The sequence below is a fragment of the Enterococcus sp. CWB-B31 genome, from assembly GCF_020567645.1.
Classification (GTDB): domain Bacteria; phylum Bacillota; class Bacilli; order Lactobacillales; family Enterococcaceae; genus Enterococcus_L.
On record NZ_JAJDJW010000005.1, the window covers coordinates 1 to 26733 of the forward strand.

The window sequence follows — 26733 nt, forward strand, 5'->3', positions numbered from 1 at the left end:
GTACCCGAATTTTCTTACTCAACGGCCTTATTCAATACAAATAAAAAACACCGGAGAAGGAGTTCGATTCCTTCTTCCGATGTTCATTGGTGATACTATCAGTCCGATTTGACAAAGAGCCAAGAATGTACCCATTTGTAATAGGCATTTTTAGGCACTCACCACTTTAAAAAAACAAAAAAAGAGAATGCGTATTCCATCTTCTAAACGTCCTAAAACGCCGACAGAATACCATTCTCGTGGGTTTGGCACCCAATGGGACGTGAGGGGCTCGAACCCGCGACCCGCTGATTAAGAGTCAGCTGCTCTACCAACTGAGCTAACGTCCCAAATGACACTTACTTATTGTAGCACCTGAAACTTAGTTATTCAAGAAAAATATCAATTAAAATTCAAAGGATTTTAAATCTATTGGAAACAACCGTTTTCAGTGCTGCAGTTCCACATTTTCCAGCATTAATGGTCTCTGATTCTGTATAAAAACAACTGACTGGCAGCAAATTCCAGCTGCTGTTCAGTTGTTTTTTTATCTTCCTTTTATAATAATATTCTTATGTCTGATCCTGTTCCTTTTTCACCGGACAGGTCGTGTGACAGTCCGAACAGTCCTGACCTTTTTTCAATTTAGCGTACACAACGTATCCTGCACTGCCAAATATAAGAACAGATAAAATAATTGTTGCCATTTTCTATCCCCTTTCAATAGCCGGTAGAACAGTCAGCACTGGTTCTGCAGATTTTGGCTTTCTTACTAGCAGGTAAACAATTGCAGCGACCAATCCTGCTGCAATAACCGTTCCAATTCCTACAGTTCCCTGTTCAAAAATAATATGCCCAAATTGATAGATGATGAAGCTTACCACATAAGCCAAGCCGCATTGATAACCGATTGCTCCTGCCAACCATTTCAAATCAGGCAGCTCACGACGAATTGCTCCGATTGCAGCAAAGCATGGTGCACACAATAAATTAAAGACCAGGAATGAATAAGCAGAGATCGGTGTAAAAGCTCCTTGAAGCACGCTCCAGAATTCCACACCGTTTTCAGATACTTCTTCCAAGTGACCAAACAAAATACCAAACGTTCCAATTACATTTTCCTTAGCAACCAATCCGGTAATCGTCGCTACAGCTCCCTGCCAATTGCCCCAGCCTAATGGTGCAAAAATCGGTGCAATCAGTCTGCCAAGCCCCGCCAGAATACTTTCTCCGCCTTCCACTTCCTGCATACTGAAAGAGTGCGTTGACGTGAACCAGATAATAATACTGGAAACGAAAATGATTGTTCCTGCTTTTTTAACAAATGCTTTACTTCTATCATAAGAATAACGAAGAATATTTTTCAGATGAGGCATATGGTACGTCGGCAGTTCCATAATAAAGGGTGCCGGATCACCAGAAAAAATCTTTGTTTTCTTTAATGCAATTCCTGAAAGTACTATTGCACCGATACCCAGAAAATAGGCAGAAGGAGAAACCCAGCTGCTGTTCGGGAAGAATGCGCCGGCAATTAATGCAATAATCGGCAATTTTGCTGAGCATGGCATAAACGTTGTAACCATAATCGTCATATGGCGGTCTTTTTCATTTTCAATCGTTCGACTTGCCATAATCCCCGGTACTCCGCATCCTGTGGCAATCAGCATGGGAATAAAAGATTTTCCGGATAATCCGAATTTTCTAAACATCCGATCCATGACAAATGCAATCCGTGCCATGTATCCGCAGTCTTCCAGAAAACCAAGGCAGAGGAATAAAACTGCCAGTTGCGGAAGGAAACCAAGTACTGCTCCAACTCCGGCAATAATACCCTCTAAAATAAGGCTTTGCATCCAGCCGGCCACCTGCCAGCTCTCTAGTAAAGATTCAACCGTCTCAGGAATAATGGCACCAAACAGTTCCTCATTCACCCAATCGGTCGCCATAACACCAATGGTTTGAATGGACAGATAATAAACCAGCCACATCACAAAAGCAAAAATCGGTAAGGCCAGCCAGCGGTTTGTAACGATACGGTCAATCTTATCACTTAGCTTCAAATTAATTTCATCTTCTTCAATCGCACAGAGTGCAATCAGTTTAGAGATAAATTCATAACGTTCATTAATGACAATCGTTTCACTGTCATCACCAAATAACTTCTCAGTAATTTTGATAATTTCTTCGATCTCATTTCTTTGTGTTTCAGACAATCTCAGCTTAGCCGCAGCTTTTGGATCACGTTCAAATAACTTGATCCCATAAAACCTGGCTTGTTTTTCCGGTACACTTTGTCCCAACACTGCAATGATTTCATTTAAAGCTGCTTCCAGTCTTTTATCATATTGAGGGTAACTAAGGTCTCCGGAAGCTTTCCTAACATGATGCAGTGCTTCTTCAACCGATTTATCCAAATTACGCTTCTTCACCGCACTGATACCAAGCACTTCAGCATCTAAACTATAAGCCAGTTTCTCAAAATTAATTTTCTTGCCATTTTTTTCAACAATATCCATCATGTTCAGGCTCAAAACAATCGGAATTCCTGTTTCAATTAATTGTGTGGTCAAATATAAGTTTCTTTCCAGATTCGTTGCATCAATAATATTTATAATTACATCCGGATTTTGTTCCAGCAGGTAATCTCTGGCAATTACTTCTTCTGGTGTATAAGGAGACAATGAGTAGATCCCCGGTAAATCATGAAGAATCACTTCTTTATCCTTTTTCCATTTTCCTTCTTTACGCTCCACGGTTACTCCCGGCCAGTTCCCTACATATTGATTTGCTCCGGTCAACCCATTGAAAGCTGTTGTCTTCCCGCTATTGGGATTTCCTGCCAGTGCAATATGATAGCTCATTTAGCCCACCTCTTTCCTTACCAAAACAAGCTCTGCTTCATTTTTTCTAAGGGTTAATTCATAGCCCCGCAAATTAATTTCAATCGGATCTCCCAATGGCGCCCGCTTTCGTATCAAAACATTGACATTTCTCGTCAAGCCCATATCCATCAAGCGGCGACGGACAGCACCTTTCCCGTAAATACTGACCACCTTAACTTTCTCACCAACCTCCAGCTGATCCAGAGACAACCAGGTCTCTTCCTGTTCCTGTTCCTCACCGATGACAACCTGCCTCAAAACAGAGTCATTCAATGCAATACGACTGTTATGAAGAACGATAATCCCATTTCCTTTTGAGTAGCTCACCAAAGCCACTTTCCCTCCAGAAATCAATCCCAAATCACTTAAATGCTTTTTTGAAGATTCTTCAGTGTTAATTTCCTTCACTGTATATACCTTATTTAATTCTGCTTCTATTAGTGTCAGCATCATTCTACCTCCTTTTTGTGAAAAAGTTTCAACTCTTTATGAATGAAATTGAGAATCATTATCAATAGAATAACGCTTTCACAAAGCGATGTCAATGCTGCTTGTAAGGAATTGAACAATTATTCTCTGCTTCGTTGAAAAAAACGTTCTAAGGTATGTCTAAAAACTATAGAGCAATCAGATATTACCAACACATTTCTCAACAAACACATTTGTATCGAGAATTGAACAAACGTGTCTACTTGGAAAACCGTTAGCATGTCTTGTATGAGCATAAGGCATACGACGAGCATTCGTAGAAGCGTAGGAGCAAGTTCTTGCACGACCTTAAGACATGCGACGAGCATTCGTAGAAGCGCAGAAGCAAACTTTTAATACAGGAATGAATTATTGTTAATTCATCAGATTGTCGGTTCGCATACCATTCCACTAGCTGTTCCTGTATCAGTGGAAAATCCTTGTATCTACGAGTCTCACCTTGTTCGATTCTCGATACAAACGCGTCTACTTGGAAAAGTGTTGGCAGTATAGTGCATAAACGAGGCTTTATGACAATGACTTCCACGAAAATATTCACCACTAGAGTTTTCAGACAGAGCCTAATCTTGTGTCCAGAAAGAAACAGACACTATATCTTGTATTTTAGGTGGTAATTTTTTGGCTGAAAATTTTTTATTTCGCCAATTTATAAACAAAAAAAGACCATACTCCACACCAGAACTCTCATAGTTACTGAGTTTCATAAATATTAAAAAAACACAAAACTTTGTGTTCGACAAAAAAACAACCACAATATATAGTGCCTAAGTGTTGACTTTTTTTTTAAGAGAATTATACTAGGGAATGTAGATTAATTGAGGAGGAAAAAATTATGAACGTAAAAATCTTTTCTAAAAATAATTGTATTCAATGCAACATGGCAAAACGCTTTTTAAACGAAAATAATATCCCTTTTGAGGAAGTTAATATTGATAATCAACCTGAAATGATTGATTGGTTAAAAGATCAGGGGTATCAAAGTGTTCCTGTCATCACTTCTGATGCAGCTACAGTAGTCGGCTTCCGTCCAGATCAATTGAAACAATTGTCTTAATCATGAAGATAGCCTATTTTAGTGTTACAGGACAGACAAGACGCTTCATAAAAAAATTGGATTTGCCAGCTTATGAAATTGAGCCTGCGAATCCTTTTTTTGAGATAAATGAGCCATTTATTTTAGTTGTTCCTACCTATGACATAGAAATCACAGAAGTTGTAAATGATTTTTTGGATTATAAAACCAACAAGGACAATTTACAGGGAGTAGCTGGCGGTGGTAATCGAAATTTTGCTGAATTATTTGTTTATACTGCAAAAGATATTGCACGAGATTACGACGTACCACTGCTTTTTTCTTTTGAATTTAGCGGTACAAACGAAGATGTTGAATCCTTTAAGAAAGTAGTGAGTGAAATTGAGTCTAAAAGAAATTAAAGATGTCAGCTATTTTAAATTAAATAATGAAATTAATCGCCCGGTAAACGGACAGATTCCATTAAATAAAGATCATGAGGCACTGGAAGCTTTTTTTAAAGAAAATGCTGTACCGAATACAAAAAAATTTGCGAATACCGCAGAAAAAATCAACTATTTACTTGAAAACGACTATATTGAACAGGCCTTTATCAAAAAGTATTCAATGGTCTTTATCGAGCGCCTGTATCAGTTTCTTGATGAACAAAATTTTCAATTCAAGTCATTTATGGCTGCTTATAAATTTTACTCTCAGTATGCACTGAAAAACAATGAAGGTACAGAATACCTGGAAAGCTATGAAGATCGTGTAGCATTTAATGCCTTGTATTTTGCTGATGGAGATGAAGAGCTGGCACTGACGCTGGCAGACGAAATGATTCATCAAAGATATCAGCCTGCTACTCCTTCTTTCTTAAATGCAGGAAGACAGCGCCGCGGCGAACTTGTATCGTGTTTCCTGATTCAAATTACAGATGACATGAACAGCATTGGCCGCTCCATCAACTCAGCGCTGCAGTTGTCACGGATCGGCGGCGGCGTTGGGATTACCCTTTCTAATCTGCGTGAAGCAGGTGCACCAATCAAGGGGTATGAAGGGGCTGCCAGCGGCGTCGTTCCGGTCATGAAATTATTCGAGGACAGCTTCAGCTATTCTAATCAGCTGGGACAGCGTCAAGGTGCCGGTGTTGTCTATCTAAATGTGTTCCATCCGGACATTGAAATGTTTTTATCTACTAAAAAAGAAAATGCGGATGAAAAAATACGTGTAAAAACTTTATCTTTAGGCGTTCTTGTTCCTGATAAATTTTATGAACTGGCTCGTAAAAATGAGGATATGTATTTATTCAGCCCTTATAGTGTAGAAAAAGAATATGGCGTACCTTTCTCTTATATTGATATTACCGAAGAATATGACAAACTGGTTGCCAACCCAAATATTCGCAAAAAGAAAATCAGAGCCCGTGATCTTGAAAATGAAATTTCCAAGCTTCAGCAGGAATCCGGTTACCCTTATGTTGTGAACATTGATACAGCGAACAAACAAAATCCGATTGACGGAAAAATCATTATGAGCAACTTGTGTTCAGAAATCATGCAGGTTCAGACACCGTCTGTAATCAACGGCAAACAGGAATATGAAGTACTGGGAACAGATATCAGCTGTAACCTTGGTTCAACAAATATTGTTAATTTGATGGAAAGCCCTGACTTTGGTAAATCCGTTCGAGCAATGACCCGTGCACTGACATTTGTCACAGACTCTTCTGATATTGACGTTGTACCAACAATTCAAAACGGAAACAAACTAAGCCACACCATCGGCTTAGGGGCAATGGGTCTTCATACCTTCTTTGCCAAAAATCATATGGAATACGGTTCAGAAGAATCACTGGACTTTACAAATGTCTACTTCATGCTGTTGAACTACTGGACCTTAGTGGAAAGTAATCAAATTGCCAAAGAATACAAGAAGACATTCCATAACTTTGAAAAATCTGCTTATGCAGACGGTACTTATTTCGAAAAATATATCGATAACAAAATAGCGCCTAAATTTGATAAAGTAAAAGAATTGTTTGGTGATATTTTTGTTCCCACTACAGAAGACTGGAAAGAGCTTCGTGACGCGGTGAAACAAGACGGCTTGTACCACCAAAACCGTTTAGCTGTTGCACCTAACGGATCTATTTCTTATATTAATGATACAAGTGCTAGCATCCATCCAATTACACGAATAATTGAAGAACGTCAGGAAAAGAAAATTGGGAAAATTTATTATCCTGCACCTTACCTTGCAAACGATACGATTCCTTACTACACTTCTGCATACGATATGGATATGCGCAAAGTAATTGACGTTTATGCGACTGCACAGCAGCACGTGGATCAGGGAATGAGTCTGACACTGTTCATGCGTTCTGAAATTCCTGAAGGCTTGTACGACTGGAAAGAAGGAACAAAACAAACGACGAGAGATTTAAATATCCTGCGTCACTATGCGTTCCATAAAGGAATCAAGTCCATCTATTACGTACGGACATTCACAGAAGATTCAGAAGAAATCGGAAGCAATCAGTGCGAAAGCTGTGTCATCTAACAACTTCAAGCTTCCGGTAAAATCAGTTCTTTGAATGATAAATAATCAAGTATTAATATTACCATTAAATTTAAAACATTAACTGAGAGAAGCTCAAGGCTGTGACAGACCTTTCTTATCTTGAGTTGCCAGTTTTACTTATATCCGTACTTTAGCAGAGTAGAATGGTATACGTAGTTTCGATAAATATCCCTTGAATGAAACTAGCTCACTTGATGTAATAGAGCTGTATATGCAACGAAGCGCAGAAGAGTTGCTTTTGTGTCTACAGCTCTCATGTTACTGCAATTCTCAAATCACACAAAGACTGGAATACCGTTTATTCGATTTCAGAAGGCTAGGACATACTAAGGACATAGCATCATCTTGTCTTTCAGTTAATTTTTGGTGAACGAACAGGCAGAAAGGAAGAAGAAATCATGGCAACTTATTATGAAGCGATTAACTGGAATGCAATCGAAGATATCATTGATAAATCAACTTGGGAGAAACTGACAGAACAATTTTGGCTGGACACCCGTATTCCACTGTCAAACGATCTGGATGACTGGCGGACACTGTCTGATATGGAAAAACAAACTGTAGGATACGTGTTTGGCGGATTGACCCTGCTTGATACAGTTCAATCAGAAAGCGGGATGGATCAGCTAAGAAAAGACGTACGGACTCCCCATGAAGAAGCTGTACTGAACAATATTCAGTTTATGGAATCCGTTCACGCGAAAAGCTATTCTTCTATTTTTAGTACACTTAATACAAAAAAAGAAATAGATGATATCTTTGAATGGACCAATACAAATGTCTACCTGCAGAAAAAAGCAGAACGAATCAATGAAATTTATAAACATGGTACTCCTTTAGAGAAAAAAATTGCCAGTGTATTTCTGGAGACATTCCTTTTCTATTCAGGCTTTTATACACCTCTTTACTATCTGGGAAACAATAAACTGCCAAACGTTGCAGAAATCATCAAACTGATCATTCGTGATGAATCAGTTCATGGTACCTATATCGGCTATAAATTTCAGCTTGGATTTAATGAGCTTTCTGAAGAAGAACAGGAAGCAATAAAAGTCTGGATGTATGACTTGCTTTATGAATTATATGAAAATGAAGAAAGGTATACAGAAGAGCTTTATGATGGATTAGGCTGGACTGAAGAAGTAAAAACCTTCCTTCGCTATAATGCCAACAAAGCCTTAATGAACTTGGGAATGGACCCAATGTTTGCAGACACTGCTAACGACGTAAACCCAATTGTTATGAATGGTTTGTCCACCGGTACAAGCAACCATGACTTCTTCTCTCAAGTAGGGAATGGTTACTTGCTTGGACAGGTTGAAGCAATGAAAGACGATGATTATCTGATTGGCATGGAATAAATCTTTCAAATAAATATTGTATATCGAACGATTAAATGAAAACAATAAAAAAATGAGTGAAAAGAGGGGTACTTCAGGTACCATGTCTTTTCACTCATTTTTTGAGTTTTACTTTGCTGAAAACCATTCCTGCAAATCTGATAGCTGAATGTCTGAAAAGCTGCGGATAATCTGATCTGCCTTACTCAAGTCTTGCGCAGGATAATCTGGATTTTCAAACCCGACGCAAAACATTCCCGCATTTTTCACAGACAGACTGCCATTCCTTGTATCTTCAAAAGCCAGACAGTTTTTCGGGGCAATCCCTATTTGTCTGGCAGCCTCTAAAAAGACATCCGGTTCTGGTTTGGAATGAGCTACTTCCTCCCCGCTTACCAATGCATCAAAACAGGTAGTAATCCCCAGCTCATTTAGATTATAAATAATTTCCCTTTTTGGAGAAGACGAAGCAACAGCCATTTTTAAGTTGCTTTCAGCTAAATGCCTGACAAAAGAAACTGTATCCTTAATCGGACGAATCCCATCTCTTTTAATCATCGCAGCTCTGCGATCATCCATATCCTGAATATATTCAGCCACAGAACGAGGCAAAGACAGCTCTGTTTTCATTTTCTGCCACATAAATTCAAATGTAGTGCCCATAAACTGGTACTGGTAACTGATGTCCATTGGAAATCCTTCATCTTTCAAAAGCTCTGTTTTTGACTCCAAAAATGTATATTCTGAATCAACCAGAACACCGTCCATATCAAAAATTATTCCCTTAATCATTCGCTTCTCCCCTCTTATTTCTAAAAAATTGATACAGCCTGATTGGTCATATAACCTTATTCAATTAAGCTCCCACAATCAGCAGTAACAGCAATCTTTAAATATCATCATCTTTCTGCAACTCAGGCTCAGTAATTGTACTGCTTTTTCTTAATAAATAAATCTTATGAATATTCAAAATAGTGTCTTAATAACAGCATAAGCTGAATGCAGATCAGCAGTCTGATAATTCCACCAATACTTCCTGCAGCAGTACACTGATTATTTTAGAAAGACTGCTCGCTACACCGACAATAGCAATTTCTAATACATTCGTAATAGTAATGTTGGATTGTGTCAGCTCTCCCTAAAGGTCAAATAGCCAACCCTCCAAACCAAATAATCTAATAATCCGTTCACTTTATTTTAAACCTGCCGGAGAAAATACACCCAATACTATTTTCCCAGCATCGTTTCTGAACTATTCATTATGTTTCATCTATTTAAACAGACAGATAAACGTAGAAAAAATAAGTGTATTCCTCACACCTTACTTCTTCTACGTTTCCCTGACAAACTAAATATTCCAGCTATTCAGCATACAGATGATTTAATAACTGAATATCATTTTTGCTTAATTTCAGCACATCTTTTGTATAGCTCTGAATGTCGCCAAAATGCTGATCAATCAGCTGGTAGGCACGATCCAGATATTCTTTTTTCACTTCCATGGCAACTTTCATTCCTGCCAGTTGTTCAGGAGACAACCCTTTTGCAGCTGCCTCTGCCAAAAACAGTTCATTGGGCTTTTGCCGCTGTACATTTGTTTCTAAGTAATCAACATAAATCGACTCTCTCGGCACATCCAACAGCTCCAGCGTTAATGCTGCAGCAACACCTGTACGATCCTTACCTGCAAAACAATGGAAAAGAACGCTGCCTTTTTCTATAGAAAGCAGCTCAGAAAAATATTTTCTGTATCCTTCCTGTGCTCCATCATTCAAAATCAAGTTCTCATAGATCTCAATCATATGTCTGTCAACCGCTCCGATATCAGCAACATCAAAAAGGTCCTCCATACTCGCATCATGGTGAACGTCTTTCATGATATCAATCCACTGATAAGAAACATTGTTCAGCTGATCATCCGGTCGAGTAGTGATTTCTTTCTCGCCTCTCAAATCAATGATCTTTACCAGCTCATGTTCATGAAGGGCATCCAAACTTTTTTTATTCAGCTGATACACTTCTCCAGATCTTAATAAACGATTTTTTTTTACCATTTTACCGGTATTTGTTTGAATACCGCCTAATTGCCTAAAATTTGCTAAATTCATAGAACCTCCTTAGATACTGACTAAACGATGATTTAGTGATATTTTAATAGAAAAATTTCTATTTATTCAATTTTTCAGAAATACTTTAACCTATATGTTCATTATAACACTAATTTTTCGAGAAAATGAGATGAAAAAAAACCACTGTAAAATTTTACAGCAGTCATTGAAATTAATTATAATTTTGATGCAGCAGCTTCGTCAATAATTACAACTACATCTGAATGATTTTGCAAAGCACTTGCCGGCATATCAATAGTTACGGGTCCATCAATCATTCCTTTAACAGCATCCGCTTTTGCTTCACCATAAGCCATTAAAATCATTTTCTTCCCTTTCATGATTGAACCGATCCCCATTGAAACTGCAGTTGTCGGTACATCCTCTACTTTATCAAAATAGCGTTTGTTCGCATTGATTGTAGATTCTGTCAGCTGAACAACATGAGTCAAGCTATCCAAAGGAGTTCCAGGTTCGTTAAAGCCGATATGCCCATTTTGACCAATCCCTAAAATTTGAATATCAACAGGATGGCTGTCGATAATCCCTTCATAACGCTCGCATTCAGCAGTTAAATCTTCTGCTTTTCCATTAGGAACATAGGTTGCTTTAAATGGTTTTTTATTAAACAGTTTTTCATTCATAAAATGACGGTAGCTTTGATCATCGCTTTCACCAAGTCCAACATACTCATCCAAATTAATAGAAGTCATTTCAGAAAAATCCAAATTGCTTTCCACCATTTCTTTATATAAAGTTTCCGGTGTACTTCCAGTTGCCAACCCTAACACTTTTGCTCCAACATCCATACCTTCTTTGATCAATTCAAACGCTTTTTTTCCGCCTTCTTCTGCATTTGCCACACGAATAATTTTCATGATCGATTGTCCCCTTTAACATTCCGAATTTTGGTATAGTCCAATTATAGCATATTTCCTTTCTAATTACCACTAGAAGAAAATAAAAAAATGATTAAAGTGAATAGATTCACTGAGCTTTTAAGGTGCTATTTGAAGACCGCTTATTTACGGACTATAGAAAATGTCACACCCTATAAAAATAGGAAAAATAGTGATTCGGATTTGCGACATTAGTATGCCTCAGACCCTTAAAACTGAATAAACAGTGTTCCAGTCTTTGTATGATTCGAGCATTCCAAGAAGCGTAGGAGCAAAGCCCCTACATTCTTCGAGGATCGGAACGAAGTCCTTCAATTCTTAATGGCTCTGTCATTTAGAAATTGATGAGATCAAAATGAAGTCCTTCAATTCTTAGCGGCTCTGCCGTTTAGAAATTGATGAAATCGAAACGAAGTGTAGTGTAATGTAGTGAGAACTGTAGGCGCAGAAAAATGGATACAGTGTAATATTTTGTCTTGAGAATCGTTAGACTCGTAGAAACAGCAATTCTTCTACTCTCCGCTGCGCATACAGTTCTACTACATCAAGTGAGCTGGTTTTATTCAAGGAATCCTTATCGAAACTACACATCCCCTTCTGCTAAAGTACTGATATAAGCAGAAGCGGCAAAGTAGAACTAGCACTTGCCGGTCCTAAACTATGCTGCGTTGCCAGTTCCGTTTATGCGGGAGCACGGAGAAGCTTTGTCACAACCTCAGTTGCCAACCCTCGCCGTCATTTGCAGTTTTAAAACATCAGGATTAATCATTCCACTCTATCCAATGACATAAAAAAGAAGCAGCTGATGAATCAGTGCTTCTTCATTACTTCACTTTAACTGACAGTATCTTACTCCAAAGGTCAATAACCTGCAGATTCCGGTACATAGTCCGAATTGATTTCGTAGCTTGGTGTTGTCGGTTCCTCAATCGGTGTTGACTCCGCATAGCCCTGATCTACATTTCCCTGAGCTGTGTAGCCATAGTCCTGACTATAGCCCGTTGTTCCTGGGTCAGCATAACCTGAATCATAATAATCAGCATCACCAGTATAGCCTGTGCCTGAATTCACGGCATAAACAGAAAGCTTCTCAGTCAACTCGGCAAGCATCGCATCATTTGGAGCCAAGCCCAACTGCGCACGCAATTTTGTCTGTACATCAAACAGATTGTCAGCATTCAAAATTTGGTAAGAACCACCATCAATTTCTTCTGTTTGTGTTTCCAGCTGAAGAGATTCAATCGTTCCAAATGAATTCATGTATTTCTTTTGAATGTCAATCATATCATCCCAGGTCAAGTCAGTTTTCACATTATCCTTAACTGCATTTAAAATACTCTTGTATTGAGTCACACCGCTAAAGCTCAGAACTTTATTAACGATTTTCTCAACTACTTCCCGCTGACGTTTTTGACGGCCTATATCGCCTTCTGGATCATCGTAACGGTAACGGGCATACGCCAAACCAGTTTCACCATTTAACGTCATTGGACCTTTAGGTAAAATAATCCCATCAAGCTCTGTATCATAAGGGTTATCCACATCGATTCCGCCAACAGCATCAATCAAATCTTTTAACCCTTTCATGTTAATGGATACATAGTTATCGATTGGAATATCCAAAAGATTTTCAACTGTGTCAATCGTCATTTTTGCGCCGCCATAAGCATACGCATGATTTAGTTTGTCTGTCGTATCATTTCCTACCAGTTCCGTCAAAGTATCCCGACTTAAACTAAGGATAGTAGACTTATTTTCTTTAGGATTAATTGTTACGACCATCATTGTATCCGATCGACCGCCATCTTCTTCTGTTCTGCCGAGGTCCCCATTATCGATTCCCATCAGCAATACAGAGAATGGTTCCTGAGCATCAATACTCACGGCGACCTCTCTTTTTGTTGACACCCGTTCGATTGATTCATATACATCTGTCACCGTACTGCTGGCATCAGAATAGATTTTCAGTCCATAGGCACAGATTCCGGCGATCATTATAAAAACCAAGCCCAAGAACGACAGTACTAGTTTTTTCCATAAATTCATAAGACACTTCCTCATTTACGCAAGAATCGTTACACTAAATCATTTTCTCACAAATTACTCCACCTAGCAATATTTTTGAAAAATTGGCATGATTTCTTAACACAATTGTAAAATAGGGGATATATGAAAAAGGGGGCAGTGGTTAATCCCTTCTAAATAGGTCTCTAGTATATATTTTAGATTCTACATCTGATAATTCTTTTTCGAAGCGATTGGAGATACCGTCAGTACCAGTAAACAACCGAATGCTATTCAAACCAAAATGTAATGTTTTTTATCAGAACCTGCCAAAATCAACTAGAAATGATCACTCGCTTTGCTTTTCTTATAATCCTTCTTAAAAATGACACCTTATTTAATTTTGAATATTCTTTCTCAAATGGTTTCATATATTTTTGGAATTCATTAAAGCTACTTAATTTTTTAGCCGTTTTCATTCCATTAAAACTTTCTTTTGTCAAAACAGTTCGATAATAGTAGATTTTTTTTCGTTTCTCAGAGATATGGTTACTTGATGGAATAACTCGTTTCTGAGGGATCCACTCATTTGCTGTCTCTTTCAAAAATAATCTATATTTCAAACCTTCTCTTCGATGCCTGAACCCACCTGCTTGAGATTTAACGATTTCCTCTTTGTTTACCTCTTTTAAATCCAACTCAGATTTATTCTCTTCAAATAAATCAAGAATTTCCTTATTCCTTATAATAACAATATTTGTTCCTTTGGAGTCTTGTTCATAATCTGGCAACCATGCATCACCAATTGTGATATCAGCTAATTCTGCTAGTACATCATCACAGTAATCACAACTGTTATACTTAAAGTAACTTAATCCCCAATTTGTTGTTGATAACGATCTCGTTGGAACTATTTTTGAATCAGTTTTATCAGAACCTTTTTCAAAAACTTCAACACCATAATCGCTGGCTTTTCTACCTTCCAATTTCTTTCTAAAGTCTATTTTTTCAAGCTTTTCAGGTTCTACTCCACACTCCCAACCAATTGCTTCAGAAAACAGTTTGGATTTCAAATGACCACAAACCAAACCTACAGTAAATTTTATTTGACTTGATAAAATGGGGTCTTGGATGCAGGCAGATCTGATGCCTTTGATGAAACAAGGTACACCCACAATTCCATATGTCTTCCCATCTCCTCTTATTTTTCTTAAAACTTCTGACAATTCGATAGGATAATACTTTGTTTTAGCTCCTTCTCTTGTTTCATCTACAGAATATGAAACTTGATATGAGTACATAACATTATCAGCGCTTGGATTTTCTTTAACATGTATGACGCCATCTATTTTTTTTGACAGAAGTAATTTGTCGGTTACCCAGCTTCCAATACCGCCAGAGCTTCCATTCAATCGATAACTATCCTCTTTTACATTTCCAACAAATGTATTCAGAAAGAATCCTAAATTTACATCTTGTTGTATATCCTTAGTATCACCAAAAATAAGCTCACCCAACTCTGTTTCATTTTTTGATTGGTTGGAAAACGGACAAACTCTTTCTACAGAAAATTGTTCAGAATCAGATGGTCGATAATTTGCCTTAATACAGCCGTTTTCATCAATCTCCATTGTATATCTTTTATCAAGAGCAGCACAAAGACCACATCCTGAACAATAATCACCATCAATAACATTTTTAAGAACATTATCAGTTGTATTTTTTGCCATATTAACTCCTCAAATTCTTTTTATTTTTTCCTTCGTTTTAGAAAAGTATGTGCCAAATTTTTCTCTGTATCATTCATACTAAAGAAATAATAGATACAAGCAAAGAAAATTGTATACAAAATGCCATATGAAATAAAACTGAATAACGAATTTATGGCTACAAATGTTTTAAAAAAACTCAAACATAGTGTTGAAATTAGAAAAGGAATAAATAATGGTAAAATCGACTTCCAAAAATACGACATATTAAGTAGCACTTTCTTTTCATAGTACCAATTCATGATTAAACCGTTACAAACAATCATCGTGATGAATGTCCCTAATGTAGCTCCTAAAATCCCCCACATTTTAATTGTAACAATTGTAATCAGTACATTTATGCCAGCAAATATCGTATAAAGAATCGAGCGAAATTTATGCATGTTTTTTGCTCTCTGAATTTCAATACCCACATTTTGAATGAGGGGTACAAACAACGGTACTATCATTAAAATGGCTGCATAAAATGATTCTACATACCCTTTCCCTGCCCAAATTTCCACAAAATATTGCCCAAGCAAAATAAATCCACCAAAAATGTATAGTAAAATTACAGCTTGAAATCGCCCAACTTTTGTCATCACATTAGTTAATTGCTTATTATTATCATTTTCTTCACTAACTATTTTATTGATTTGAGGTATAAAGACACTTGAAAATGAAGTAGACATTGACATAAATATCAACTTAATCTGGTTTGCTACTGCAAAAATTGCAACTGATTTAGCACCCGCAAAAATTCCTAAAAGAAAGTTTGGAACATTCCAATTTACCTGGTCTACAATTTGATTTAAAAATATATAGAAAGAAAAAATACTGATTTCCTTTAGTAAGGAAACATCTAAATTTTTAAATTGGAATCTCATTTTCAATTTTGAAATAGCAAATCTCGCATTTAATAAAAGAAATAGCAATGTTAATGCGGTCTGAACAAAAACTATTGCCAGCGATTTGAAACCTAATAACAAGAAAGGAATTGTTAGTACAGGTGCAATTACCGTCTGAAATAGTTGTCTGGAATATTGAAATTTGAACTGTTCAGATGCCATTATATTACAATCAAAAACAGAGTTAGGGAAGGTTAATCCGATATTAATAATCATTAAAACCATTAAGTATCTTGCTGTGTATAATTCAGTAGGAGTTAACGTATTTTCATACAAATTATTAACATTTAAAATCAAAATTACTCCGCCAAGTATAGCTAAAAATCCCATAAAGAGAAAAACTAAAAGATACATCCCATTCAATTTTTCTACTTGATCTTTATTATCTTTTAATTTGCTTCTAGTAAAAAAACGAATATAGGAACTTCCGAATCCTAAACTAAATAACGATAAGGATGTCATGACAGAGTTTACCATCTGATAGATTCCATACTCAGACTGTCCTAAAATCCGAAGCAATAGTGGCGTATATAAAAACATTACCAAATTTTTTGTTATTAAGTTACCATACGATAATACTATTCCAATTTTCCTTTGAGTCATAAAATCAACTCCTAACTGTCATAAATGTCACTTTATATTCAGTGCTTGCTTTAAGAATGAGAAAGATTTCGCTCGTTCTTTTTCTAATACCGTTCTCGTGTCATCGTATTTTACTATTATATCAAACTCAAGATTTTCCGCATCAAATTTCTGAGCATTGAGATGGAAAGTATTCAATAAAGTATCAATACGCGAATTCATGGAGTTTAAGTGATCATGTCTTTCAAAAACTATAAATGGTTTCTCAAATATTAAGGAGAATGCACATGCATGAAATGAATCTGTGAATATGGCTGTCGCTTGAGAAAAAAGCTGAATAAACTGCTTTGGTCCGCTTGTCCATGTATCTAAATCACAGGAATTATTCAAATGTTTGATTGATAAATTGTTTGCTTTAGCATAGTCATTTATGTATTTCATCTCTATTTCAGAAGGTGTTCCTAAAAAATAAGTCAATAAGAACTTTCCATCAGATGCATGCTCATCAATTAAATGACTCCACTCTTCCTTTTTCAACAAGAAAGTTGGATCTAAGACAACAGGTACTGTTCTGCCAGTTAACGTCTTCACTATTGAAGCACCACTTTCTTCTCTAACTGATATCTCTTCAATTCCATTTAGGCCTTGAATATAAATATTCTTTTCAGCATCAGGAATTGACCCTACTCCAAAACTCGCAGCATAAGATATCCGCTTTTTTTTCTCAGCATATGGAATAAAATCTAGTGTTGAAAATCTTTGAAACTGTGGATTCCAGACCTGGTCACTTCCAACAATGAAGTAATCATAATTTTTTTCAAAATCAAAATTTATAGTATTTTGATCAACTTTAAAACTTGTTTCATGGATAAAGTCACTTGTAAAACTTGTAAAATTTTGCTTACGTGCTAAAACAACTTCTGCAGGCAATTTCGATTTTCTTTTTGGTAGTATCCTATCTAAAAGCTTGCCGCTTCGCAACACATCAATAGTTTTTTGCATAACATTTCGATTATCAACTATAGAAAAATTTCTTAGCGATTCCGCCTCAAAGCCCAAAGATTCTAAAGTTTTTTGCAACGCATAATTTTGAAGTCTATTTCCATAATTATTATAATCAGTTATTGTTGATATACAGATTTTCATAAAAACCCCCATGTTGACTCATTTTATTCTTGAATCTAATAGTAAAATAAGCATGTTGCTCATCAAGATTCATTATCAGCATTTCAAATTTTAAAAAAACTAAACATTAGCAAAATTCAAAGTGTTGTTTTGATAATAATTGAATTTTGTTTTCTATAGATACTTAAAAGTTTACTTCCTATAATCTGAAAAGAGTTTGATTTTTATCTGCAAAACAACTAAAGGTTTCAATCCCAGATAAAATAGTACGGATCATAACCAGATCCACTTAGCATAATATAATTATATAAAACCAATACAAATACTAAACCTACTATTGTTATAATTTTTATTTCTTTATTGGCTATCTTAGACAACAAAAATGGCACACTCAACATTACAAATGGTCTGAAAAATTCAGACAATCGCTGAACCATTTGAATCTGTAAACCTGCAATACTAAAGAAAACATAGAAAAAAACAGCATTTATCCAAACTCTATGAATAGTGTTATTTAGATCAATCTTTTTATAATGAAAAAGACAAAATACTAAAATCGTGATTGGTACAACTACATTGGTAAAAGATAACCCAGTCATCCCATAAGAATTTTCAGTATAACCCGAGTAAAAGAAATTTTGAATAATTAAAACTACTCTATCTAAATAGAGCATAGCAACTACAGAAGTAAAGAACAGAACAATGATATTCTTTATACTCAACTTAAAGTTAAGTATAAAATAAGCAACTATCATTATTAGAGAGGTTCTATGAAATAGTGATGCTAAAAACACTATCAAAAAGTATTTAATCATTTTTCTTTCATATAAAAATCTAGAGCCAGAAAAAATTATAGCAACTGCTAAAATTTGACGCATTATGTTGAACGAAGTATAAAAAGGACCTATGGTTACAAACATTAAAACACTTAACCACATGTATGTGGAATACTTCTGGAATTGATGATAAAAGATAAATAAAATTATAAACGACACAACAATAAATAAATATATCGGATTATCTGTAAATTCTCCCACCATTCGGCTTAAAAATATATACCCTTTTTCTTGGTATAAATCTCCTCTAAGTACTTCAATGAAACCAAATTGATTATACGTATAAAAGAGACTCTCATATCCTCTATAATCTGTTGCAAAATCTCCTCTATATGCAGATATAATAAAGAGCATGATAAAACTAGGAATAATAAAAATATAACTCAGTAATTTATCTTTATGCTGGCTCAATCCACAAAATAGTCCTAATACAACTATTACTATATTAGTAATAACATAAATTCCCATACGCAATTCCTCTCTGTAAACATTCACCCATACTAATCGTTACTTAATAAGTAAAAACTCTCTATTTTGATTTTCCAGTTATAGAGCCTACTACTGAAAACATTACAGGATTAAAGGAAGCAATTACTATTGCTACTTTGTATTTTATCGGTACTTCTGATGATTTTAATAAAGAAAATAATATTTTCCTAGCTTCTTTTTTTAATTTTACAATTAATAACTTATCATCTACTCCATAAGAAGCTAAAGGGTGGATCATCGAAACTATAAAATGGCTTCTAGAGAAAATAAGACTTGGAAATTTCTTTTGTATATCTTCATCAATAGTGTCATATATCTTTAGACAGCTCATCCTTTTTTTATTCAGTTTTGCTCTATTTATACTGCCATCTGAGATTTCATAATAGTATAGCTGCTCATAGCATAGTGAGACTTTGTCACAAGAATTAATAATCCTATAGTTTATTTCGAAATCTTCAAAAAAATGGATGTTTTTATCGAATAAATTGTCCTTCAATAGCTTAGCTTCATACAAATACGCCCATACTGATGTAGGAAACTGCATTAAAAAAAGGCTAGTAAGAGCAGTCTCTTTATTAAAGGACGATCTCCTCTCCTTAAAAAGACTGTTTGGTTTTATTGTATAATTAGCCAACGTGCAAATTTGGCTTCTGTCTCTTAAAATTTGTGAAATCATTGTAGTATACATTTCACTATGAATAAAATCATCACTATCCACAAAACCAATAAAATCTCCTACAGCAGATTTAATAGCTAAGTTTCTACTATCGGAAACTCCTGTATTTTCCTTATTAATTAATGAAACTCTGGAATCCATTCGTTCATATTTTTTGCAGATCTCCAATGAACGATCTTTTGAACCATCATTCACTAATATAAGTTCAATATTTGAATGTGACTGACTCAGGATAGACTGTATACAACGATCTAATGTAGATTCAGCATTATAAATTGGCACAATTATACTAATCAAACAGTTCATTATGTTCTCCTTGATTCTTACAATAATATTGAGTTAAATAATTCACTCATTTTCTTTTCGAACGCTTCCTTATCATATTCTTCACTGTACTGCAAAAATGATTTTTCAGCCAGTGATGCTCTTACTTCCTTGCTATTCAACAAAATTTCAACTTTATCTTCCAAGTCCTTAATATTTGTAACACAGCAAGCGAATGGAGCTAAATAGCTCATTGAAGCAAGTTCTGATGGTCCAATAGCAAGTATTGGTTTGTTTAATGACATATATTCAGGTATTTTTGTTGATAAGGATAGTCTAGTGGATTCAACACTCTCTTGATCAAAGGCTTCTACGTGAACTGGTATATCACATTCATTTAAAACTACCTTAAGTTCTTTCGAAGAAACAAATCCCTGATACTCCACAGAATCAAATCCGATTAACCTCTCAAAATCCAGCTTGTCTATATTATTATTTGTGTAAAGATGCAACTTCGCCTTAATTTCATTTTTTTCAATACTATTATATTTATCTAATACATCTGCAAGTTCCATAAGCGTTTTATCACGGTTAAAATGTAATCCACCAGCATAGACAAAACTAATGTCATTAGACCTTTGTTTAGGTGCTCTACTATTAAGCAATAAAGATTCTGACATATTTTTTAAAACAATACTTTGTTTCCCAAAAACACCCTCATAGACCTCACTCATTTTATCCGAAATAACAAATAGCACATCACTTCTCATGATAGCCTTAGCCATTACCTTTTTAATTTTTTTCCTTCGTATTTCAAACAAAATACTTTTATTTTTTCTCGGGAGGATATAGTCATCTGTCATATAGACGCATAGTTTAGTTTTATATTTTTCTTGAATTACATCCACTATATCATAGGAAAATTCAGAGTCCCCAGCACAAAATAAAATAATATTTGGATTGAATTCATCAATCCAAGAAAAGAGTTTATTATTCTTCCAACTTCGTCTTTTCCAAACTATCTCTCTAAAAATTCGTGCCAATTGATTTTTCGAAATTGATGGTGTTGTATGGTTGATTAGCGGCGCCGATAACTCAGTATTATCTAAAACTGAGTTATCAATCCTATTTCCTGCATTTTTTTTAAAAGAAAAATAGTTATTTAACATTTCTTGATCGGTGATTTTGAAATAAGTATCCGTTATAGCTGACGTTGGAACTTCATTTTTGAAATACAATTGGGCAACTTCTACATTTTTTAAACCCGAGAAAATAGCAGCTAAGGTTTTGCCATTATTACTAGTATCACTAAAAGCATTATTACTAATCACTAGTACCCTAGGAGAATTTGAATTCATTTTCTCCACACCACTTGATTCACATAATCCGTATAAGATAGAATAATTCTCAATACTTTTTCAGAAACATTTGGCATTGAGTAGTCAGAAACATGTCTTAATGTCGTTTCTTCCTGAGTTTCCAAAACAGCTAACCCTTCCATGATACGATCCTTTTTAAGACCAACCATCATTACACTCGCTTCTTCCATTGCCTCTGGACGCTCATGTGCTTGTCGGATATTCAATGCTTTGAACTGCAAAATAGAGGATTCTTCACTGATTGTTCCGCTATCACTTAATACAGCTTTTGCATTTATCTGCAGCTTGTTATAGTCAATAAAGCCCATTGGTTTCATAGTTTGAATCAATTCATGAAACTTGATCCCTAGTTTCTCGATCATATTCATCGTACGTGGGTGGGTACTTATGATAATTGGCAACCCATAAACCTCAGCAATACTGTTTAAGCTATCTACCAAATCCATGAAATTTTCTTCTGAGCTGATATTTTCTTCTCTATGGGCAGAAACAACAAAATATTCCCCTTTTTTCAGAGACAACTGTTTCAATATGTTTGATTGCTCAATTTCTTCTTTTCGAGAATTCAATACTTCGAACATTGGGCTTCCTGTCTTAATGATTCGATCTGCAGGTAACCCTTCCCTTAACAGATATTCACGTGCTATATCGCTATAAGTCAAATTGATATCTGCTGTATGGTCAACGATCTTTCGATTTGTTTCTTCTGGCACTCTCTGGTCGAAACAACGATTTCCTGCTTCCATATGAAAAATTGGGATATGTCTTCTTTTAGCCGCAATTGCAGCTAAACAACTATTGGTATCTCCTAAAACCAGGAAGGCGTCTGGTTGAACTTCTTCCAATACTGGATCAATCTTGATAAAAATATTTCCCACGGTTTCAACAGCCGTACCCGTTGCTGCATTTAAAAAATAATCTGGTTTCTTTAAGTTAAAGTCCTCAAAAAATACTTCGTTCAATTCATAATCATAATTTTGCCCTGTATGGACTAGAACATGTTCAATAGCCTCTGAAGCATCCAGCTTCTTAATAACCGCTGAAAGTCTAATAATTTCAGGCCTTGTTCCTACTACAGTCATTACTTTCAATTTCTTCACAATTAAACCTCCACAAAATAGGTATCCGGATGATTGGGATCAAAGACTTCATTTACCCACATGACAGTAACCATATCCGTTTCTCCAAGATTCTCAATGTTATGTGTATAACCTACAGGAATATCCACAACCTCCAGCTTCTCCTCTGAAACGAAATATTCGATCACATCATTGGTATCAATTTTTCTAAATCTAATGACGCCTTTACCACTCACTACTAAAAATTTTTCGTTTTTTGTATGGTGCCAGTGATTTCCTTTAACAATACCAGGCTTAGAGATATTCACAGACACTTGACCTCTGTCGCTCGTCTTTAGAAATTCAGTGAAAGAACCACGGCTATCTATATTCATTTTTAAATCATAAGAAAAATCATCTTCTGGTAAAAAGCTTAAATAGGTACTATACAGATTTTTTTCCAACATATTTCCAAGCATTGGAACAGCCAGCGTCTTACGACTATCTTTAAAACTCTCTATCAGCTGCTTCAGCTCACCAACAGTTGTCTTGTCTATTTTAGGAACTATGCAATATTGTCCGTCTTTTGTGGGGCTTCCTTTAAGGCAACGAATCAGCTCCTTCACGACATCATCAATATAGCAAAGTTCCATTTCTGCATTTGGATCATTTACTGTAACTTCTTCATTCCGAGCGATTTTATGACAGAAAGTTGCAACTACAGTGTTATAGTTAGGGCGCGACCATTTTCCGTATAGATTTGAAAAACGATAGATGAATACAGCAACGCCGTTTTCTTTCCCATAAGCTTCTAGCAACTCTTCTCCTGCTTGCTTACTTTTCCCGTAAGGATTATCTAAAGCAGCTTGTATCGAAGATGAAATCATAATAGGGCAATGATTGTTATGCTTTTTCAACAATGCTAGCAATTCTGAAGTGAAGCCAAAGTTTCCTTCCATAAACTCTTCTGTTTTTTCTGGACGATTAACCCCAGCTAAATGAAACACAAAATCTGCTTGTTTACAATAGTCTTCAAGGAGCACTTTCGGTGTCTCCACATCAAATGCCAAAATCTGACTAAATTCTTGGTTTCTAAGCTCTGCAATCAAATTTTTACCAAGAAAACCTTTCGCTCCCGTCACAAGAATGTTCATCGGCTATTCCACGCTTTCAACTCTTCTTGCACATAAGCCAATTCCAGTAATTTTTCTTTGATTTGTTCCACACTCAATCTTTGTGTGTTGTCAGAATTGTACTCTTCCTCGTTTGTAAGTTCTTGATTTCCTTCAACAAAATACTTGTCGTAATTCAAATCTCTAGTATCCGCTGGCACTCGATAAAAGTCATTCATGTCCTCTGAAACTAAATATTCTTCTTTTGTCAGCAGTGTTTCGTAACGCTTTTCTCCATGGCGCGTACCAATGATTTTAATCTGATTGTCTACAGTAAATAACTCTTTTACCGCCTGAGCCAAATCACCAACTGTTGAAGCCGGTGATTTTTGAACCATGATATCTCCTGCCACAGCATTCTGGAAGGCAAAAACTACAAGCTCAACAGCTTCTTCCAAGCTCATCAAGAAACGAGTCATTTCCGGATCAGTGATTGTTAGCTCCTGACCATTTTTGATTTGATCGATAAATAACGGTATAACTGAACCACGAGAAGCCATAACATTTCCATAGCGTGTTCCGCAAATAACTGTCTCTGTATCCTCAGCTGTTTTAGCTTTCGCAACGAAAACTTTCTCCATCATTGCTTTTGAGATTCCCATTGCATTGATTGGATACGCAGCTTTATCCGTTGATAAACAAATTACTTTTTTTACTTTTTCCTGTATCGCAGCATTCAGTACGTTTTCAGTACCGATAACATTAGTCTTTACAGCCTCCATTGGGAAAAATTCACAGGAAGGAACCTGCTTTAACGCCGCTGCATGAAAAATGTAGTCTACGCCATGCATTGCGTTTTGAACACTGTTATAGTCTCTCACATCTCCAATGTAAAACTTAAGTTTGTCATTTGAATATTTTTTCCGCATATCATCCTGCTTTTTTTCATCACGCGAGAAAATACGTATCTCCTTGATATCAGTATCTAAAAACCGATCCATTACAGCATTTCCAAATGAACCCGTTCCGCCTGTGATTAAAAGAACCTTCTCTTTAAACATTCATTATTTCCTTTCTACTCCATATTAAAATGATTTAGTATAATTTCTGATGCCTTACTTACATCGTAATTCTCCTTTAAAAAGCTGTAAGAATACGATGAATTTTCTTTTCTAATATCTGCATCAAGCAATGCTTTTACATTATTTTTAAATTTTTCAGCATCTCGTGTGTTACTCCAAAATCCTAACCGATTTTCTTCCAACAGATATTGAAGATCACAATTATCATCAGTTGCTGCTATAACAGGCAGTGATGCTTGAAGGTATGTAAGAAAGCGTGAAGGAAAATTTGGAATAGTAAAATCTGGATTTAAAAAAATCATTCCAACGTCGGCAGTCGAGACTAACCAATTATATTCTTCTTTAGGAAGTGAACTAATTAACAAAACATTATTTAATTCCATAGAATTTATACTGGCTTCTAAATTATTGTATTCAGTACCTGATCCAACAATAATAAAAAAGGCTTCACTGAACTTACATTTAGTTATATTAGAAAGTAAAAATTCTATTCCCTGAGGTTTACCCAGATTCCCTCCATAAATAAATACTACACTGTTTTGAGGTATTCCATATTTTTTTCGAATTTCTTTTTTTTCATTGTCCTCTGAAATAATCTCAACCGGGTAAATTGAATTTGCACATATTTCTACTTTTTGAGGTTCAATTTCATTATTTGATAAAATAAAATCTACATTATTTTTTGTCATACATCCAATATAATCTGAAATTTCATACAGCCGTTTTTCTTTCCTGAAAAAGTATTTTAAGATAATTGATTTCAATCCTTTGGGTTCTAATATCTTCAAATCTACAGCATTCTGAGGAAAAATATCTTTTAAAAGTAAATATGTTTTCGCTTTATCTCTTTTTTTGACATATCTAATTACTTTTTCCAATGTAATGGGTGGTGTAGAATACAAAACTAAATCAAAAGTAACACCTGTAAAATGCTTCTTTATTCCATTGATATACTGCTTTTCAATCAGCAAGGTACTAATACCCTTTTCAATCATATTTGTTTTAGTAATATTGCCAACCTTCAGTTTTAAAATATATGAACTACCCTCTTTAATAAGCCTACCTGTATCTCTATTTCGCTTTTCTATTGGCGAAACAATATAGACATTATTCCCTTTTGCTCTTAAACTATTTAATAAATCTATATAAATCCCCTGATCGTCAAAAGAATTTATATTGGATAGAGTTAAAAATAAGATATTCATTTTTTTAACCTCTTTATTAATACATCACTATATTTCATCATAAATACATTTTCTTCATAATTCCCGATATTTACAACATTTACACGACCCTCAAGATTTATTCTTATGTATTCTATGAAATTCACTCCACATTCATAAGCATGAGGATACCCTCCACCAAATCTAGGATTCACTTCTGAAATGTAATAAAAACCGTCCTTTTCAAATACATCAATATCTATTACACCTCTGTATTCGCTCTTCTCTATAAAATCAATTATAAAATTCTCCAACTCAACATTCCTTATGGAAACTGACTTGTCTGTTTCACCAGCACGCATTTTCAACTTCTTTTTTATGAAAATAGAAATTAGCTCTCCTGAGAGAATATCAATATAAGCATCTACACCGTATTCATTTCCGTCCATAAACTCCTGCACGATTGTTGGTTCTTTATTATCTTCAAATAAATTGGCAAGCACTCTTTCTGACTCAATAACAGAAATACCAGAACTGGCACTGCCCATCCTAGGCTTAACAAAAAGCGGAAAAATTATCTTGTCCTCATTAATATCCTTACACACCGCTTGAAATGAATCATATGTTTTCGGCGTTCTTATCCCCAAGCTCTCAAGATGTTTAAACATGGCCAATTTATCAAGACTCCTGTCTACGACTTCTTTCGGAGAGGTTAAGGTAATGCACCCTATTGCTTCAAATAATTGTTTATTCTCTGAAATCAAGCTAATTTCAGGATCAATAAGTGTTAAGACAAGACTAATCGATTCCTTTTTGCAAATAGATAAAATCTTTTCAAGGTAATGTTCTTCCTCTATCTTTGGTACAATGTAATATCTATCAGCTTCATATAATGCAGGTGCCAATTCACTGGAATCTGTGGCAATTATTTCCCCAACACCAGAAAATTCTTTTTTAAAATAACGTACTAATTTATTCCTTGTCCCGCAACTTAGAATTAATATATTCATTTCCA

At 35.4% G+C, this 26733-nt stretch carries 22 protein-coding genes and 1 tRNA gene; 4 read left to right on the forward strand and 19 right to left on the reverse strand.

What is annotated here, in order from left to right:
- Positions 1–256: 256 nt before the first annotated feature.
- The 4 genes from LI954_RS06460 to LI954_RS06475 all read right to left on the reverse strand — a co-directional run bounded on the left by LI954_RS06460 (position 257) and on the right by LI954_RS06475 (position 3311).
- Positions 257–329, reverse strand: a tRNA-Lys gene (locus tag LI954_RS06460).
- A 222-nt stretch (positions 330–551) separates the two neighbouring features.
- Positions 552–686: a FeoB-associated Cys-rich membrane protein gene (locus tag LI954_RS06465; RefSeq protein WP_202066818.1), complete on the reverse strand. Its 135-nt coding sequence runs from the start codon at positions 684–686 to the stop codon at positions 552–554.
- Positions 687–689: 3 nt separating this feature from the next.
- Positions 690–2840: a ferrous iron transport protein B gene (feoB, locus tag LI954_RS06470; protein WP_229444007.1), complete on the reverse strand. Its 2151-nt coding sequence runs from the start codon at positions 2838–2840 to the stop codon at positions 690–692.
- Positions 2841–3311: a ferrous iron transport protein A gene (locus tag LI954_RS06475; protein WP_202066816.1), complete on the reverse strand. Its 471-nt coding sequence runs from the start codon at positions 3309–3311 to the stop codon at positions 2841–2843.
- Positions 3312–4182: 871 nt separating this feature from the next.
- Between LI954_RS06475 and nrdH the strand changes: the two genes are divergently transcribed.
- The 4 genes from nrdH to nrdF all read left to right on the forward strand — a co-directional run bounded on the left by nrdH (position 4183) and on the right by nrdF (position 8306).
- On the forward strand, positions 4183–4404 hold the full coding sequence (gene nrdH, locus LI954_RS06480) for a glutaredoxin-like protein NrdH (protein WP_202066815.1): 222 nt from the start codon (positions 4183–4185) through the stop codon (positions 4402–4404).
- Positions 4405–4406: 2 nt separating this feature from the next.
- Positions 4407–4784 carry a class Ib ribonucleoside-diphosphate reductase assembly flavoprotein NrdI gene (gene nrdI, locus LI954_RS06485; protein ID WP_229441539.1) on the forward strand — a complete coding sequence of 126 codons (378 nt, stop codon included), beginning with the start codon at positions 4407–4409 and terminating at the stop codon, positions 4782–4784.
- The gene (nrdE, locus tag LI954_RS06490) at positions 4765–6924 is read left to right on the forward strand and encodes a class 1b ribonucleoside-diphosphate reductase subunit alpha (RefSeq protein ID WP_229444008.1); all 2160 of its coding nucleotides are present in this window, start codon (positions 4765–4767) and stop codon (positions 6922–6924) included. Before nrdI ends, nrdE begins: the two co-directional genes overlap by 20 nt.
- Positions 6925–7343: 419 nt before the next feature.
- Positions 7344–8306 (forward strand): class 1b ribonucleoside-diphosphate reductase subunit beta, encoded by a 963-nt coding sequence (nrdF, locus tag LI954_RS06495; protein WP_202066812.1) that lies wholly within the window; start codon positions 7344–7346, stop codon positions 8304–8306.
- 108 nt (positions 8307–8414) lie between these two features.
- On the opposite strand, the gene LI954_RS06500 is transcribed toward nrdF, so the two are convergent.
- From LI954_RS06500 to LI954_RS06570, 15 genes are all read right to left on the reverse strand, one after another.
- Entirely contained in the window at positions 8415–9077 is a 663-nt protein-coding gene (locus LI954_RS06500) for an HAD family hydrolase (protein ID WP_229441541.1), read from the reverse strand.
- Between the two features lie 569 nt (positions 9078–9646).
- Positions 9647–10393, reverse strand: a complete 747-nt coding sequence (locus tag LI954_RS06505; RefSeq protein WP_202066809.1) for a tyrosine-protein phosphatase — start codon at positions 10391–10393, stop codon at positions 9647–9649.
- A gap of 176 nt (positions 10394–10569) precedes the next feature.
- Positions 10570–11271, reverse strand: coding sequence for a glucosamine-6-phosphate deaminase (nagB, locus tag LI954_RS06510; protein WP_229444009.1), 702 nt, complete (start codon positions 11269–11271; stop codon positions 10570–10572).
- A gap of 882 nt (positions 11272–12153) precedes the next feature.
- Entirely contained in the window at positions 12154–13338 is a 1185-nt protein-coding gene (locus LI954_RS06515; protein WP_229444010.1) for an LCP family protein, read from the reverse strand.
- A gap of 293 nt (positions 13339–13631) precedes the next feature.
- Positions 13632–15026 (reverse strand): Coenzyme F420 hydrogenase/dehydrogenase, beta subunit C-terminal domain, encoded by a 1395-nt coding sequence (locus LI954_RS06520; RefSeq protein WP_229444011.1) that lies wholly within the window; start codon positions 15024–15026, stop codon positions 13632–13634.
- A gap of 20 nt (positions 15027–15046) precedes the next feature.
- The gene (locus LI954_RS06525) at positions 15047–16555 is read right to left on the reverse strand and encodes a lipopolysaccharide biosynthesis protein (RefSeq protein WP_229444012.1); all 1509 of its coding nucleotides are present in this window, start codon (positions 16553–16555) and stop codon (positions 15047–15049) included.
- 27 nt (positions 16556–16582) lie between these two features.
- Positions 16583–17680, reverse strand: coding sequence for a polysaccharide pyruvyl transferase family protein (locus LI954_RS06530; RefSeq protein WP_229444013.1), 1098 nt, complete (start codon positions 17678–17680; stop codon positions 16583–16585).
- Between the two features lie 227 nt (positions 17681–17907).
- Entirely contained in the window at positions 17908–18963 is a 1056-nt protein-coding gene (locus tag LI954_RS06535; protein WP_229444014.1) for an EpsG family protein, read from the reverse strand.
- A gap of 61 nt (positions 18964–19024) precedes the next feature.
- Positions 19025–19966 carry a glycosyltransferase family 2 protein gene (locus tag LI954_RS06540; RefSeq protein WP_229444015.1) on the reverse strand — a complete coding sequence of 314 codons (942 nt, stop codon included), beginning with the start codon at positions 19964–19966 and terminating at the stop codon, positions 19025–19027.
- 17 nt (positions 19967–19983) lie between these two features.
- The gene (locus tag LI954_RS06545) at positions 19984–21282 is read right to left on the reverse strand and encodes a hypothetical protein (RefSeq protein ID WP_229444016.1); all 1299 of its coding nucleotides are present in this window, start codon (positions 21280–21282) and stop codon (positions 19984–19986) included.
- The gene (gene wecB / locus LI954_RS06550) at positions 21279–22403 is read right to left on the reverse strand and encodes a non-hydrolyzing UDP-N-acetylglucosamine 2-epimerase (RefSeq protein WP_229444017.1); all 1125 of its coding nucleotides are present in this window, start codon (positions 22401–22403) and stop codon (positions 21279–21281) included. The genes LI954_RS06545 and wecB overlap by 4 nt, the downstream gene beginning before the upstream one ends.
- Before the next feature lie 2 nt (positions 22404–22405).
- On the reverse strand, positions 22406–23515 hold the full coding sequence (locus LI954_RS06555) for a capsular polysaccharide biosynthesis protein CapF (RefSeq protein ID WP_229444018.1): 1110 nt from the start codon (positions 23513–23515) through the stop codon (positions 22406–22408).
- Entirely contained in the window at positions 23512–24534 is a 1023-nt protein-coding gene (locus LI954_RS06560) for a polysaccharide biosynthesis protein (protein ID WP_229444019.1), read from the reverse strand. The genes LI954_RS06555 and LI954_RS06560 overlap by 4 nt, the downstream gene beginning before the upstream one ends.
- Before the next feature lie 14 nt (positions 24535–24548).
- Positions 24549–25760 carry a glycosyltransferase family 4 protein gene (locus tag LI954_RS06565; protein WP_229444020.1) on the reverse strand — a complete coding sequence of 404 codons (1212 nt, stop codon included), beginning with the start codon at positions 25758–25760 and terminating at the stop codon, positions 24549–24551.
- A complete protein-coding gene (locus LI954_RS06570) occupies positions 25757–26728 on the reverse strand; it encodes an ATP-grasp domain-containing protein (RefSeq protein ID WP_229444021.1) in 972 nt (323 codons plus the stop codon). The genes LI954_RS06565 and LI954_RS06570 overlap by 4 nt, the downstream gene beginning before the upstream one ends.
- Between the last annotated feature and the right edge of the window lie 5 nt (positions 26729–26733).